Source organism: Cupriavidus sp. H18C2, assembly GCF_049393795.1.
Classification (GTDB): domain Bacteria; phylum Pseudomonadota; class Gammaproteobacteria; order Burkholderiales; family Burkholderiaceae; genus Cupriavidus; species Cupriavidus pauculus_C.
In genome coordinates this window covers 3,095,211-3,109,268 of record NZ_CP186010.1, presented here as the reverse complement: position 1 = coordinate 3,109,268, position 14,058 = coordinate 3,095,211, and the positions used below count along the sequence as shown (strand labels likewise).

Below are 14,058 nucleotides of genomic sequence, written 5' to 3'. Positions count from 1 at the left end.
CGCTTGAGTCCGTGCTCAAGCGGGCATGTTCGTCAGAAGCATCGAAGATTTTGAGGAAACGCACATGCCCGTGAACTTGCCCCTGCCGCTGGCAGAGAACCTGAAATCCGTCGCTGGTGTCGAGCTCGGCTGGGCCGAGGGCGGCATCCGCAAGGCCAATCGCAAGGACGTGCTGGTGGTGAAGCTGACCGAAGGCAGCACGGTCGCGGGCGTGTTCACGCGCAACCGCTTCTGCGCCGCGCCGGTGCAGGTGTGCCGCGAGCATCTGGCCGCGGGCGCCGGCATCCGCGCGCTGGTGGTCAATACGGGCAACGCCAACGCCGGTACCGGCGAGCCGGGCCTGGCCGCCGCGCGCGCCACGTGCAACGCCGTGGCCAGCCTGTTCGCGATTGGCGCGAACCAGGTGCTGCCGTTCTCGACCGGCGTGATCCTGGAACAACTGCCGCTGGACCGCCTGACCGCCGCGCTGACGCCGGCCATCGCCAACCTGCGCACCGACAACTGGCTGGCCGCCGCCGAGGCGATCATGACCACCGACACGCAGCCCAAGGCGGCGTCGCGCACGGTCCAGATCGACGGCAAGACCGTGACGATGTCCGGCATCAGCAAGGGCGCCGGCATGATCCGCCCGAACATGGCGACGATGCTGGGCTTCATCGCCATGGACGCAGCCGTGCCGCAGCCGGTGCTGCAGCAGCTGGTGACGCACGCGGCCGACCACTCGTTCAACAGCATCACCATTGACGGCGATACGTCGACCAATGACTCGTTCGTGCTGATCGCGTCCGGCCAGGCCGGCGTGACCGTGGACCGCACCGACGGCCCGGCTTTCCAGGCGCTGCGCGACGCCGTGACGTCGCTGGCCCAGGAACTGGCCCAGATGATCGTGCGCGACGGCGAGGGCGCCACCAAGCTGATGACGATCCGCGTGGAAGGCGGCAAGGACGTGGCCGAGTGCCGCCAGATCGCCTATGCCGTGGCCCATTCGCCGCTGGTCAAGACCGCGTTCTACGCGTCGGACCCCAACCTGGGCCGTATCCTGGCCGCCGTGGGCTATGCCGGCGTGGATGACCTGGATGTGGCCGGCGTGAACCTCTGGCTCGACGACGTGCTGGTGGCCCGCAACGGCGGCCGCAACCCCGAGTACCGCGAGGAAGACGGCCAGCGCGTGATGAAGCAGGCCGAGATCACGGTGCGCATCGCGCTGGGCCGCGGTCAGGCCGAGGCCACGGTGTGGACCTGCGACCTGTCCCGCGACTACGTGTCGATCAACGCCGACTACCGTTCCTAAGCCGACCCTTTTCGTTTTCGCCCTGGAAGAAGCGCCCCATGTCTGACCTCGCCGCCCGCCTCGATGGCTTCCTCGCCCGCCTTGAACAATGGCTGCCGCCCGAACTGACCGATGCGGACTGGCAGGAGGCGGTGGCGTTTCGCTGGCGCAAGCGGCAGAGCCTGTTCGGCAACATCGGCTACCTGCAGGCCATCCGCCAGCTGCCGCCGATCCATCTGGACGACCTCAAGAACATCGACCGCCAGAAAGACGCCATCGTGGCCAACACGCGCCAGTTCGTGAACCGCCTGCCGGCCAACAACGTGCTGCTGACCGGCGCGCGCGGCACCGGCAAGTCGTCGCTGATCAAGGCGTGCCTGAACGAGTACGTGCAGCACGGCCTGCGGCTGGTGGAGGTGGACAAGGACGACCTGGGCGACCTGGGCGACATCGTCGAGAAGCTGGCGTCGCGTCCCGAGCGTTTTGTGATCTTCTGCGACGACCTGTCGTTCGAGGAGGGCGAGTCGGGCTACAAGTCGCTGAAGTCGGCGCTGGACGGCTCGGTGGCCGCGCAGTCGGACAACGTGCTGATCTACGCCACGTCGAACCGCCGCCACCTGTTGCCCGAATACATGAAGGACAACGAGACCTACCAGCACACGGCCGATGGCGAGATCCATCCGGGCGAGGTTGTGGAGGAGAAAATCTCGCTGTCCGAGCGGTTCGGGCTCTGGCTGTCGTTCTATCCCCCGAAGCAGGACGAGTACCTGGCCATCGTCGGCCACTGGCTGTCGCACTTTGGCTGCACGCCGGCCGACATCGAGGCGGCCCGTGGCGACGCGCTGGTCTGGGCGCTGGAGCGCGGCTCGCGCTCGGGGCGCGTGGCGTGGCAGTTTGCGCGCGACTGGGGTGGCAAGCACGGCAAGCCGTTCGTGGCGGACAAGGCGTAAGCGGGCATGACGGGACACGCCGAAACCGTGACGACGCCCGACGGGCAGACGCGCAAGGTCACCGAGGTGGCCGTGGGCGTGATGATCCAGCCCGACGGCCGCTTCCTGCTGGCGCAGCGGCCGGCCGGCAAGCCGTACGAAGGCTACTGGGAATTCCCGGGCGGCAAGCTGGAACCCGGCGAGACCGTGGAGGCCGCGCTGGCGCGCGAGTTGCACGAGGAACTGGGGCTCGACATCGTGCGCAGCGAGCGCTGGCACACCCTGGAACACGATTATCCGCACGCCTATGTGCGGCTGTATTTCTGCAAGATCACCGACTGGCGCGGCGAGCCGGTTGGCCGGGAGGGGCAGGCGTTTGCCTGGCAGGCCGTGCCCGTGGACGTTGGGCCGTTACTGCCGGCCACCATCCCGGTGGTCGACTGGCTGGCGGAAGAGTCCCGCCACCGCTGACTACGCAGATAATTCATGCCCGGCCACAAGCCGGGCATTTTCGTTAACCATCCACAAGACGAATCAGGAGGCTTCATGCAACGTGTCGATCGTATCGATGACGCGGTCTCGCTGCCCGAACTGACACTGCGCGGCATCATCCTCGGTGCGCTGATCACCGTGGTGTTCACCGCGTCCAACATCTACCTGGGCCTGAAGGTGGGGCTGACGTTCTCGTCGGCCATCCCGGCCGCCGTGATATCGATGGCCGTGCTGCGGCTGTTTCCGCACGCCAACATCCTTGAAAACAACATGGTGCAGACGCAGGCTTCGGCCGCGGGCACGCTGTCTTCAATCATCTTCATCCTGCCCGGGCTGGTCATGCTGGGCCACTGGCAGGGCTTTCCGTTCTGGCAGACGCTGGCCATCTGCGCGGCCGGCGGCATGCTGGGCGTGATCTTCAGCATCCCGCTGCGCCTCGCCATGGTGGTGCAGAGCGACCTGCCGTATCCCGAAGGCGTGGCCGCCGCTGAAATCCTGCGCGTGGGCAGCGCCAGCCAGGCCGCGGGCGGCCGGCAGCAGGGCACCGGGCTGGCGGACCTGATGGCCGGCGGCGTGGCGGCGGGGCTGTTCAGCTTTGCGGCGGGCGGGTTGCGCGTGCTGGCCGAGGGCGCCAATGCGTGGCTGGCGGCGGGCGCGTCGGTCGTCCGGCTGTCGATGGGGTTCTCGCTGGCGCTGGTGGGTGCCGGCTACCTGGTCGGCATCGTCGGCGGGCCGGCGATGCTGCTGGGGCTGGTGCTGACGTGGGGCGTGGCGGTGCCGTGGCTGACGGCCATCACGCCGATGCCGGCCGGCGCCACGCTGCAGAGCTTTGGCACGTCGATCTGGAGCACGCAGGCGCGCTTTATCGGCGCCGGGACGATCGGCATCGCGGCGATCTGGACGCTCGGCACGCTGTTCAAGCCGATGGTGGAGGGCGTGCGCGCGTCGATGGGCGCGCTGCGCGGCGGCGCGGCGGCCAACGGCGGGCAGGTGCCGCGCACGCAGCGCGACATGCCGGCGGTGTGGATCGGCATCGTGACGCTGGTGCTGCTGGCGGTGCTGGCCGTCACGTTCGGCTACTTCCTTGCCCCCGCGCCGCTGGACCGCGCCGCGATGTGGAAGCTGGTGGCCTGCGCGGTGCTGTTCGCGTTCGTGTTCGGATTCCTGGTGGCGGCGGCCTGCGGCTACATGGCCGGCCTGGTCGGCTCGTCGGCCAGCCCGATCTCGGGCATCGGCATCATCGCGGTCATCCTGGTGTCGCTGCTGATCCTGGGCCTGGGCACGCTGGACGGGCTGCTGGACACGCCCGAGGGCGGCAAGTTCGCGATTGCGCTGGCCATCTTCACCACCTCGGCCGTGGTGGCCGTGGCGTCGATCTCGAACGACAACCTGCAGGACCTGAAGACCGGCTGGCTGGTGGGTGCCACGCCGTGGCGCCAGCAGGTGGCGCTGTTGATCGGCTGCGCCGTGGGGGCCGCCGTGATCCCGCCCGTGCTGGAGCTGCTGTACCACGCGTACGGCTTCGCGGGCGCGCTGCCGCGGGCGGACATGGACCCGAACGCCGCGCTGGCCGCGCCGCAGGCCACGCTGATGACGGCCATCGCCACCGGCATTTTCACGCATCAGCTCAACTGGACGATGATCCTGATCGGGGTGGGGCTGGGCGTGGTGCTGATCGCCATCGACGAAATGCTGCGGCGGCGCGGCGGCACGGCGCGGCTGCCCGTGCTGGCCGTGGGCATCGGCATCTACCTGCCGCCGACGATCAGTTCGGCGCTGGTGGTGGGCGCGGTGCTGGCCTGGGCGCTGAACCGCGCGCAGCGGCGCCGGGCAGAGGCGCGCGGCGACGATGTGCAGGCCGCGCTGGCGCACGCCGAGCGGCGCGGCACGCTGCTGGCGTCGGGGCTGATCGTCGGCGAGAGCCTGGTGGGCGTGGCGCTGGCGGCCATGATCGGGCTGTCCGGCAAGGAAGCCCCGCTGGCGCTGGTGGGCGAAGGGTTTGCCGTCACGGCGCAGTGGCTCGGGCTGGCGGCGTTCGTGCTGGTCTGCGCGGGGTTCTGGCGGCGGGTGATGGTGGCGCGCTGAGCGTCGCGCCGGCTGCCACGCAGGTGGCGGCCGGCCAGGGCGGCCCGGCGGTCAGTCGTCCGGATCCTCGGGCAGCTCGGGCGACGAATCGCCGGGCTTGCCGCCGATCACGTATTTTTCGGACGCCCATGCGCCCAGGTCGATCTGCTTGCAGCGATCGGAGCAGAACGGGCGGAACTTGTTTTCCGGCACCCAGGCAACATCCTTGCCGCAGGTGGGACATTTGACGACGGCTGGCATCGTGGTGAACTTCAGAAATTGCAGAGCTTGAGCAGGAACGGGATGTCCGCATCGACGGAGCGCGGCCGCATGTCGCCGTCCTGCTGGGTAAAGCGCACCCAGAGCATGTACTTGTTGGCGCTCATTTCCGGGATGAAGGCCAGCAGCGACTCGTCCAGGTAGACCTGCATCAACTGGTAGCTGCGGCCGGACAGCATCTGCTGATAGCTGCCGCCCGTGGCGATGACCTTGCCGCTCTGGCCCGACTCGCGCAGCAGGCGCAGCACGATGGTGGCGCCCATGCGCAGCGACGCCAGCGGGCGCGCCCACTTCAGGATATCGGCGCGGCGGTCCTCGGCGGGACGGTGTTGCCACGCGAAATAGGCGGGCAGGTCGAACTCGCAGGTGCCGCCCGGAATGATCGCGCGGCTGCGGATGCTGGTGAGCCACTCGTTGTCGGTCAGCAACTGGCCGGCCTTGCCCACGGTCTGGTTCAGCGCCGCGATGCCCTGTTCGATCTCGGAAATGACGCTGACCAGCGCGTCCTGGTCGATCTGCGGGTTGGCCCGCAGCGGCGCCAGAGCCTGGCGCTGGCGCTCCAGTTCCTTGATCAGGTCAGTCTTGAGGTCGGCGCGGCCGGCCACGTCGATGATCTCGAAGATCGTCGTGATGGCAACGTGGTGCTGCAGCGGATGTTCCTGCCCAAGGAAATAATCCAGCCGATCGAACAGGTCTTCCAGGCGCAGGAGCGTCCTGATGCGTTCGTTGAAAGGATATTCGTACAGGATCAAGTCGGTATCCGTGCTGCGCGCCGAATGGCGGTGGTTTCAGTCGAGGGCGCCCGCAGGCCAGCCGGTGCCGCCGCGCACGCTTGAGGGAGGTCCGAGGCGGCGCAAAGGCCGTCAGCCGTCACTTGGCGCGCCATCTCCGGCATGTTTCAGCGCATTCTATGCGAGTCGGCGCCCGAGGACAAATCGAATGTTCCCAAGGTGGCCCGTAACAAACGTGGCCGGGCTACGCGCTGGCCGACAGCGACCGGTACAGCGTGTCGAGCCGCGCCACCTGCGGTGCCAGGGCCTCGGGCGGGCCGTCGTTGTCGACCACGTCGTCGGCCACGGCCAACCGCGCCGCGCGCGTGGCCTGCCGGTTCATGATGGCCTGTACCTGTTCGCGCGTGAACCCGTTGCGGGCCATGACGCGCGCCACCTGCGTCTCTTCCTGGCAGTCCACCACCAGCACGCGGCCCACCCGCGCGCGCCACGTGCCCGATTCCACCAGCAGCGGCACCACGTAGATCAGGTACGGATGCTGGCCGGCCGCCCGGATCGCGGCGGCGCGCGACGCGGTGAGCTGGCGGATCAGCGGATGGGTGATGGCTTCGAGCCGGGCCTTGGCGGATGGGTCCGAGAACACCAGCGCGCGCATGGCGTCGCGGTCCATCGCGCCGTCGGCGCGCAGGCAGCGCGGGCCAAAGGCTTCCACCAGCGGCGCGATGGCCAGGCCGCCGGGCGCGGTGATCTCGTGGGCGAGCAGGTCGGTATCGATCAGCGCGGCGCCGCGGGCGGCAAACAGGTCCGCGACGCGCGTCTTGCCGGAGCCGATGCCGCCGGTCAGGCCGATTTCCAGCATGGAGCGAAATCCTTCGGTGGGGATGGCGCCAACGATACCAGCTTTGCGGGCGCCGGCTGGCCGCTACAGGCCGGCCAGCAGGTCCAGCGGCAGCAGGTCGCGCCCGAGGAACAGTACGACCAGCCCCGCGCCGGCAATGTACGGCCCGTACGGGAACGGCGTCTCCCGGCCCTTGCGCTGGACCAGCAGCATCAGCCCGCCAATCACGGCGCCGACGATGGACGACGTCAGGATCAGCGCCGGCAGCGCCTGCCAGCCAAACCACGCGCCCAGCGCCGCCATCAGCTTGAAGTCGCCGTGACCCATGCCGTCGTGGCCACGGACCAGCGCGTAGACGAGGTTGACCAGCCAGAGCACCAGGTAGCCGGCCGCCGCGCCGATCACGGCGTCCGCCAGCGGCGCGAAGTAGCCCTGCAGGTTCAGCAGCAGGCCCAGCCACAGCAGCGGCAGCGTGATCTGGTCCGGCAGCAGCATCGTGTCGGCATCGATCATGAACAGCGCCACCACGGCCCAGACCATGACGATGGCCGCCAGCGCCTGCACCGACGGCCCGAAGTGCCAGGCCGCCAGCGCGGTGAGGACGCCCGTCACCGCCTCCACCAGCGGATAGCGGACGCTGATCGGCGCCTTGCACGCCGAGCACTTGCCGCGCAGGAACAGCCAGCTCACGACCGGCACGTTCTCCCATGCCGCGATCTTGTGCCCGCAATGCGGGCAGGCCGAGCGCGGCACCATCAGGTTGTACCGGTCGGGGTGCGGCAGCGGCTCGCCGCGCACCTCCGCGATGTAGTTGGCTTCCTCGCGATCCATCATCCGGGGCAGGCGATGGATCACCACGTTGAGAAAACTCCCAACCAGCAGGCCGAGCAGGCCGGCCACCGCGATCAGGAAGACCGGCGGCCAGGCCGCCAGCGATGCCAGCGTGGCGACGCCACCCGGGCCAAATGCAGCTTGCATTGCGTTACACCTGTCGTTGCGCCGTCCTCAGACCACCTGGCCCAGCTTGAAGATCGGCAGGTACATGGCCACGACCATGCCACCGATCAGCACCCCGAGGATGACGATGATCAGCGGCTCGATCAGGCTGGAGATGGCCGCCACGGCGTCGTCCACCTCGCGCTCGTAGAACTCGGCCACCTTCAGCAGCATGTTGTCCAGCGCGCCCGATTCCTCGCCGATCTGCGTCATCTGCAGCACCATGTTGTCGAACACGTGCGTGGCCTGCATGGCGTTGGTCAGGCTGGTACCGATCCGCACGGCCTGCTCGATCTCGCGCGTGGCATCGTAGTAAATCCAGTTGCCAGCCGCGCCCGCCACCGATTCCATCGACTCCACCAGCGGCGTGCCGGCCGCGAACATCGTGGCCAGCGTGCGGGTCCAGCGGGCCACCACGGCCTTGCGGAACAGGCTGCCGAAGATCGGCATCTTGAGCAGCGCCTTGTCGTGCCAGCGCTGCACCTTTTCCGATGTCTTGCGCGCCCGGAAGTAGCCGATGATCGACAGGATCGGCCCCCCGACGATCAGGTACCAGTACTCGACGAAGAAGTCCGAGATGCCGATCACCACCTGGGTCGGGGCGGGCAGGGCGGCGCCAAAGCTGGAGAACACGCCCTTGAACGCCGGAATCACGAACAGCATCAGCACCACGGTCACCGCGAACGCCACGGTCAGCACGGCGATCGGGTAGATCATCGCGGACTTGATCTGGCTTTTCAGCGCGATGCTCTTTTCCATGTACAGCGACAGCCGCTCCAGCAGCGCATCGAGGATACCGCCCTGTTCGCCGGCGTCGATGAGGTTGCAGTAGAGCGTGTCGAAGTACCGGGGTTGCCGGCGGAACGCCTGCGCCATGCTGCTGCCGGACTCGATGTCGAAGCGGATGTCGTTCAGCAGCTGCGTGAAATTCGGGTTGGCATGGCCGCGCGCGATGATGTCGATCGACTGCAGCAGCGGAATGCCCGCCTTGAGCATCGTCGAGAGCTGGCGCGTGAAGTACGCGATGTCCTTCTCGGTGATCTTCTTGCCGCGCGCCGCCTTGCGCTTCTTCATCTTGACGACGGTCAGCCCCTGCTTGCGCAGGGTGGCGGTCACCTCGGCCTGGCTCTCGGCCCGCTGCTCGCCCTTGAAGCCCTTGCCCTTGCGGTCCTTGGCTTCCCATTCGAAGATGTACTGCGTGGGCGCCTTTCGCCCTGTCTTGGCCCGCGACGGCGCTGCCGTCCGGGCGCCCGCCGCTGGTGCGCGCGTCGCCATGATATGACCCCCGATGTCTTGCTATTGCTATTGTTTTGCGGCGCCGCACTGGGTGCGTGCGCCATGTGCGCGGCCTGCCCAACGCAAGGACTGCCCGGCCGCGCGCCCGGCTGTCCCGTTCCAACCCGTCAGTTGTTCGTGGTTGCCAGCACTTCCTCCAGCGACGTGATGCCCTGCTTGACCTTCTGCAGCCCGGCGTCGCGCAACGATAGCACGCCCTCTTTGCGCGCCTGCTCGGCGATCTGCAGCGCCGTGCCGTGCGCCAGGATGATCTGCTGCATCGCCTCGGAAATCGGCATGACCTGGTAAATGCCGCAGCGCCCCTTGTAGCCGCTGCCGTTGCAGCGCTCGCAGCCCACCGGGTGGTAGGGTTTCCAGGAGCCGTCGATATCGGCCTCGGTAAAGCCCGCGTCCAGCAGCACCTGCGGCGCCAGGTCGCCCTCGCGCTTGCACGAGCAGAGCCGGCGCGCCAGCCGCTGGGCGGTAATCATCAGCACCGACGACGCGATGTTGAACGGCGCCACGCCCATGTTCATCAGGCGGGTCAGCGTGGTCGGGGCGTCGTTGGTGTGCAGCGTGGACAGCACCAGGTGGCCGGTCTGCGCGGCCTTGATCGAGATGTCGGCGGTTTCCAGGTCCCGGATTTCGCCAACCATGATGATGTCCGGATCCTGCCGCAGGAACGACTTCAGCGCGGCGGCAAACGTCAGCCCGGCCTTGTCGTTGACGTTCACCTGGTTGATGCCGGGCAACTGGATTTCGGCCGGGTCCTCGGCCGTGGAGATATTGATGTCGCCCTGGTTCAGCATGTTCAGGAACGTGTAGAGCGACACGGTCTTGCCGCTGCCCGTGGGGCCCGTGACCAGCACCATCCCGTAGGGGCGCTTGATCACTTCCATCAGCAGTTCCTTCTGCCTGGGCTCGTAGCCAAGCTGGTCGATGTCGAGCTTGTCGGTCGACGAATCCAGAATCCGCATCACAATCTTCTCGCCGAACAGCGTCGGCAGCGTCGAGACGCGGAAGTCGATGGCCTTGTCGGTCGTCTCCTTGCCGTCCTTGTCCTTCGGCACGGCAATCAGCAGCTTCATCCGGCCGTCCTGCGGCACGCGCTTTTCCGAGATGTCCAGCCGCGACAGCACCTTGATGCGGGTGGCGATCTTGTCGCGGATGTCCAGCGGGGGGCGCGCCACTTCCTGTAGCACGCCGTCCACGCGGAAGCGGATGCGGTAGAAGAACTCGAACGGTTCGAAATGCAGGTCTGAGGCGCCGCGGTTGAATGCCTCGGTCAGCAGCTTCTGCAAGAACCGCACGACCGGCGCGTCGTCGATCTCGTTGCCCGGCCCCTTGCGGGCGGCGGCCGCGGCCGATGGATCGTATTCGATCATCTTCTGCGCGGTGGGTGTGACCGGCGAGATGTTCTTCATGGTGCCCAGCGCCTCGCCGGCCGCCCGCACGTGCTTCATCAGCTTGTCGTGCTCCACCACGACCGTTTCCACGGGCAGGTTCAGCTTCTGGCGGATGGCCTCGACGCCGGCCTGGTTGGCCGGGTCTGACATCGCCACGATCACCCGGTTCTCGCGCCGGCCCAGCGGCAGCAGCCGGTGGGCGTGGAATTCCCGGTTGCCGGCCAGCGCCGGTGGCACGCGGTTGAGGTTGTACTGGGACAGGTCCAGCAGCGGCAACTGGTACTTGTCTGCCGCGAAGATCGCCACGTCGTGCGCGGACATCGTGCCGCTGCCGATGATCTCGTCGATCAGCTGCGTTTTCTTCTCCCGTGCCGACTGCTCCAGCTGGGCGAGCAGCGCGGGCGCGATCCGCCGGCTCTGGGCAAGCGCAAGACCTAGTGTCATGGCGAAATACGGTGCAAGGGGCGCAGGCTGCCGAAGGCTGGTGGGAAAACGGCGGGCGGCGCGGTTGACTGCGGCGGGACGGCACAGGCCGGAGCTCCCGGATCGGGGCAGTTTGCCGCCGGGGTCACTTTTTGTAAAGCCAGCCCGCGCGCGCGTTGGCGTTTGCGCGACACGGCTGCAACCCTACTTGCGCGGGGGAGGGGAATGGCGTGGGAACGGGCGTGCGCGACGGCGGCCGGAAAGCAAAAAAGCCGCACGTGACTGTGCGGCTTTCTGCTGATACTGGCGATGTCCGGCGGTGCCGTGCATCGAAATCTGGTCGGGGTGAGAGGATTCGAACCTCCGGCCTCTACGTCCCGAACGTAGCGCTCTACCAGGCTAAGCTACACCCCGATTTCTGTTGCTTTCTTTGCCGTGCCGACGGTGCGTTGTCAGCAGCAAAGAACAAAATTTTAGCGGCGTTTCCTGAGGTTGGCAAGCGCCTTTCTCAAGAAAATCGACCGATCGCCGTCAGCTCTGGCGCTGGAGCGAGAACGCGCACAGTTCGATCAGCGTGTTCTTGAGCGGCGAATCGGGGAATTGCATCGCGGCGCGCTCGGCGGCCTCGGCCTCGTGGCGGGCGGCGGCGAACGTCACCTCCAGCGCGCCGCTGGCGTGGATGGCCGAGAACACGGCATCGAAGTGCTCGGTGCCGCCCTGCACGATGGCGTCGCGCGCCAGTTCGCGCTGCTCGGCCGTGCCGTGCTCCAGCAGGTGCAGCAGCGGCAGGGTGGGCTTGCCTTCGCGCAGGTCGTCGCCGGCGTTCTTGCCCATCTGCTCGGCGCTGGCCGTGTAGTCGAGCATGTCGTCGATGAGCTGGAACGCGGTGCCGATGCGCCGGCCGTACTCGGCGGCGGCTTCCTCCATCGCGGCGTCCGCGCCGGCCAGCACGGCGCCCAGCTGGGCCGATGCCTCGAACAGCTTGGCGGTCTTGTAGCGGATGACCTGCAGGTAGCGCTCGACGGTGACGTCCGGGTCGTGCATGTTCAGCAGCTGCAGCACCTCGCCCTCGGCAATCACGTTCGTGGCATTGGAGAGAATCTCCATGATGCGCATGCTGCCGGCGTCCACCATCATCTGGAAGGCGCGCGAGTACAGGAAGTCGCCCACCAGCACGCTGGCGGCGTTGCCGAACACGGCGTTGGCCGTCTGGCGGCCGCGGCGCAGTTCCGATTCGTCGACCACGTCGTCGTGCAGCAGCGTGGCGGTGTGGATGAATTCGACCACGGCGGCCAGCTCGTGGTGGCGGTGGCCCTCGTAGCCGAACGCGCGGGCCGACAGCAGCAGGATCACCGGGCGCAGGCGCTTGCCGCCCGCGCTGATGATGTATTCGCCGATCTGCTCGACCAGCGGGACTTCCGACGACAGGCGCCGGCGGATGACGGCGTCAACGGCGCGCATGTCGGCAGCGACCGGGGCAAGCAAGGCAGTGGCGGAAGACTGGGACAAGATGAGATCACCGTTTCGGGAGGGTAGGAGGAGCCCATTGCTAGACCCCTCCCCCCTAAGAACCGTACGTGCGAGTTTCCCCGCATACGGCTCAAGCCTCTACAAAATGTATGAGTTATTCAAACACCGGCTTCACTGCGACTCTTCCGTAGTGATGAACCTGGACATGGCAGTCGGGATGTACCAGTACACGATTGCTTAGAGCGTCGGACCCACCTACTACTCTGGGTTCGATGTGATGGTCATGCCACCCGGTCTCTTTGCTTATCGCGCTGTGACACACCGCGCACAAGCCTCGCTGGTCGACATACAGCTTGATCCACTGTTTCCGGTGAGACATGTTTTCCAACATGCGGTCCCGGCGTAGATTTTCGCCATACATTTCCTGCGCTGGATCGAAGGGGTTGAACTCCCCTCGAATCTTCTTGTGCCTTCTAATGGGCGTGCTGGCAAGCGAGTACAACTCCTGCCAACGCCGTTCCCCATCATCTTCCACAAACTCGGTCCCGAACACCCAGTTCCGATCGCCAAACGACGCGAAGTACTTCTTCCGCACCCATTCGGCATTCTTTCCTCGGTGCCGCCGTTTCGCCCACCAGAGCAGAGCGCGGAAGATACTGCGCTCCATTTTGTTGAACGACTCTTTCGCCACAACTGGACTGTGATACTGTGCCCAGCCTCTCAGCATCGGGTTCAGCAGGCGGATAAGATTCTCCTGCTTTGCCGTCTTATTGGCGCTGATGACCTCCTTCACCTTGCGGTAGAACGCTTGCGCGTTTTTCTTGCTCGGTTTGATGAGCAGCGTTCCCGAGTACTTCCGGAAATTCCACCCGAGGAAGTCGAAACCCTCGGCTATGCTGACGATCCGCGTTTTCTCCGTGGACAGCGAAAGCCCCCTTGTTGCTAGGAACTGTTCCACCCACGGCTTCACTTCGTTTTCTAGGACTTCCGGCGTGTAGCCGGTGATCACGAAGTCATCCGCATACCGTACGACATTCACTTTCAACTTCTTAGTATTGGTTACTCCCAGCTTTGCCCGTAGGGACTCGACCAGTTGTTGTTCCAACCCATTCAGTGCCACGTTAGCCAAGGTCGGGGAAATGATGCCCCCCTGTGGTGTTCCAGCGTCGGTCGCCTGAAACTGGCCTTGAAATACCACGCCAGCTTTCAACCACTTCCGCAGGATTGCTTTGTCCATAGGGACATTGCGTTCCAGCCAGTCGTGGCTGATATGGTCGAAACACCCTTTGATATCCGCTTCTAGGATCCATTGGGCCGAAGCCTTTCTGGATAAGTTGACGAATAGCTGGGACATGGCATCCGCCGTGGATCGATTGATCCGGAACCCATAGGAGTTCGGATCGCTCGTCCCTTCGGACACTGGTTCCAGCGCCAGCAGATACAACGCCTGCATGGCTCTGTCCAACATGGTCGGAATACCCAGAGGGCGTTCCTTCCCGTTGGCTTTGGGGATAAAGACCCGCCGTAATGGCATGGGCCGATACCCCCGGCGCTTCAACCGCCCAATGGCTTCCCATCGGGCTTCAGGCGATTTCCACTTTTCGCGGTCGACTCCTGCCGTCCGCGCACCTTGGTTCATCGCCACTCGCCTTACCGCCGATGCTTTGGCGGAAAACGAGCGGGTCAGGGATCGTTGCAGGGCTTTCACCCGGCGCCAATCCCCTTCCTGTGTTGCCTTCGCAATTCGAATCTGCATTGCCCGAACATTCCGATCAACGCGGCGCCAATTGATGTCGCCCCATCGTTGCGGGATGCCGGAGGGCGCAGATTCATCCTCTCGGATCAATGCTTCCATGCTGCTCTCCTATCTTGAGGACTTCCCCAA

At 66.1% G+C, this 14,058-nt stretch carries 12 protein-coding genes and 1 tRNA gene; 4 read left to right on the top strand and 9 right to left on the bottom strand.

Annotated features, from left to right (window positions below; genetic code table 11):
• The first annotated feature begins 64 nt into the window (after window positions 1-64).
• The 4 genes from argJ (at window position 65) to EPAKOI_RS14085 (ending at window position 4,776) form a co-directional block, all read left to right on the top strand.
• Window positions 65-1,291, top strand: a complete 1,227-nt coding sequence (argJ, locus tag EPAKOI_RS14100; RefSeq protein WP_423192450.1) for a bifunctional glutamate N-acetyltransferase/amino-acid acetyltransferase ArgJ — start codon at window positions 65-67, stop codon at window positions 1,289-1,291.
• A 38-nt stretch (window positions 1,292-1,329) separates the two neighbouring features.
• Complete coding sequence (locus EPAKOI_RS14095; RefSeq protein WP_124683213.1) at window positions 1,330-2,220, top strand: ATP-binding protein; 891 nt, start codon at window positions 1,330-1,332, stop codon at window positions 2,218-2,220.
• A gap of 6 nt (window positions 2,221-2,226) precedes the next feature.
• Window positions 2,227-2,670 carry an NUDIX domain-containing protein gene (locus EPAKOI_RS14090; RefSeq protein ID WP_124683214.1) on the top strand — a complete coding sequence of 148 codons (444 nt, stop codon included), beginning with the start codon at window positions 2,227-2,229 and terminating at the stop codon, window positions 2,668-2,670.
• A 75-nt stretch (window positions 2,671-2,745) separates the two neighbouring features.
• Window positions 2,746-4,776 carry an OPT family oligopeptide transporter gene (locus tag EPAKOI_RS14085; protein ID WP_423192449.1) on the top strand — a complete coding sequence of 677 codons (2,031 nt, stop codon included), beginning with the start codon at window positions 2,746-2,748 and terminating at the stop codon, window positions 4,774-4,776.
• Window positions 4,777-4,827: 51 nt separating this feature from the next.
• Here EPAKOI_RS14085 and EPAKOI_RS14080 read toward each other — a convergent pair whose 3' ends face one another.
• From EPAKOI_RS14080 to ltrA, 9 genes are all read right to left on the bottom strand, one after another.
• Window positions 4,828-5,016 carry a DNA gyrase inhibitor YacG gene (locus EPAKOI_RS14080; protein ID WP_313835350.1) on the bottom strand — a complete coding sequence of 63 codons (189 nt, stop codon included), beginning with the start codon at window positions 5,014-5,016 and terminating at the stop codon, window positions 4,828-4,830.
• Between the two features lie 11 nt (window positions 5,017-5,027).
• The gene (gene zapD / locus EPAKOI_RS14075; protein WP_124683217.1) at window positions 5,028-5,786 is read right to left on the bottom strand and encodes a cell division protein ZapD; all 759 of its coding nucleotides are present in this window, start codon (window positions 5,784-5,786) and stop codon (window positions 5,028-5,030) included.
• Between the two features lie 223 nt (window positions 5,787-6,009).
• Window positions 6,010-6,624, bottom strand: coding sequence for a dephospho-CoA kinase (gene coaE, locus EPAKOI_RS14070; protein WP_423192448.1), 615 nt, complete (start codon window positions 6,622-6,624; stop codon window positions 6,010-6,012).
• Window positions 6,625-6,687: 63 nt separating this feature from the next.
• Window positions 6,688-7,581 carry a prepilin peptidase gene (locus EPAKOI_RS14065; protein WP_124683219.1) on the bottom strand — a complete coding sequence of 298 codons (894 nt, stop codon included), beginning with the start codon at window positions 7,579-7,581 and terminating at the stop codon, window positions 6,688-6,690.
• A gap of 27 nt (window positions 7,582-7,608) precedes the next feature.
• Window positions 7,609-8,874: a type II secretion system F family protein gene (locus EPAKOI_RS14060; protein WP_124683220.1), complete on the bottom strand. Its 1,266-nt coding sequence runs from the start codon at window positions 8,872-8,874 to the stop codon at window positions 7,609-7,611.
• A 128-nt stretch (window positions 8,875-9,002) separates the two neighbouring features.
• Complete coding sequence (gene pilB / locus EPAKOI_RS14055; RefSeq protein ID WP_124683221.1) at window positions 9,003-10,724, bottom strand: type IV-A pilus assembly ATPase PilB; 1,722 nt, start codon at window positions 10,722-10,724, stop codon at window positions 9,003-9,005.
• Window positions 10,725-11,040: 316 nt separating this feature from the next.
• Window positions 11,041-11,117 (bottom strand) — tRNA-Pro (locus tag EPAKOI_RS14050).
• A gap of 117 nt (window positions 11,118-11,234) precedes the next feature.
• Window positions 11,235-12,164 (bottom strand): octaprenyl diphosphate synthase, encoded by a 930-nt coding sequence (gene ispB / locus EPAKOI_RS14045; protein ID WP_153947425.1) that lies wholly within the window; start codon window positions 12,162-12,164, stop codon window positions 11,235-11,237.
• A 163-nt stretch (window positions 12,165-12,327) separates the two neighbouring features.
• Complete coding sequence (ltrA, locus tag EPAKOI_RS14040; RefSeq protein WP_423192447.1) at window positions 12,328-14,028, bottom strand: group II intron reverse transcriptase/maturase; 1,701 nt, start codon at window positions 14,026-14,028, stop codon at window positions 12,328-12,330.
• Window positions 14,029-14,058: the final 30 nt, after the last annotated feature.

Bases quoted from the DNA above. Each gene is read 5' to 3' on its own strand.
- ispB (WP_153947425.1), bottom strand. From the start codon at position 12,164: ATGCGCGCCGTTGACGCCGTCATCCGCCGGCGCCTGTCGTCGGAAGTC.
- EPAKOI_RS14080 (WP_313835350.1), bottom strand. From the start codon at position 5,016: ATGCCAGCCGTCGTCAAATGTCCCACCTGCGGCAAGGATGTTGCCTGG.
- EPAKOI_RS14090 (WP_124683214.1), top strand. From the start codon at position 2,227: ATGACGGGACACGCCGAAACCGTGACGACGCCCGACGGGCAGACGCGC.
- EPAKOI_RS14095 (WP_124683213.1), top strand. From the start codon at position 1,330: ATGTCTGACCTCGCCGCCCGCCTCGATGGCTTCCTCGCCCGCCTTGAA.
- coaE (WP_423192448.1), bottom strand. From the start codon at position 6,624: ATGCTGGAAATCGGCCTGACCGGCGGCATCGGCTCCGGCAAGACGCGC.
- EPAKOI_RS14085 (WP_423192449.1), top strand. From the start codon at position 2,746: ATGCAACGTGTCGATCGTATCGATGACGCGGTCTCGCTGCCCGAACTG.
- EPAKOI_RS14065 (WP_124683219.1), bottom strand. From the start codon at position 7,581: ATGCAAGCTGCATTTGGCCCGGGTGGCGTCGCCACGCTGGCATCGCTG.
- pilB (WP_124683221.1), bottom strand. From the start codon at position 10,724: ATGACACTAGGTCTTGCGCTTGCCCAGAGCCGGCGGATCGCGCCCGCG.
- argJ (WP_423192450.1), top strand. From the start codon at position 65: ATGCCCGTGAACTTGCCCCTGCCGCTGGCAGAGAACCTGAAATCCGTC.
- EPAKOI_RS14060 (WP_124683220.1), bottom strand. From the start codon at position 8,874: ATGGCGACGCGCGCACCAGCGGCGGGCGCCCGGACGGCAGCGCCGTCG.
- ltrA (WP_423192447.1), bottom strand. From the start codon at position 14,028: ATGGAAGCATTGATCCGAGAGGATGAATCTGCGCCCTCCGGCATCCCG.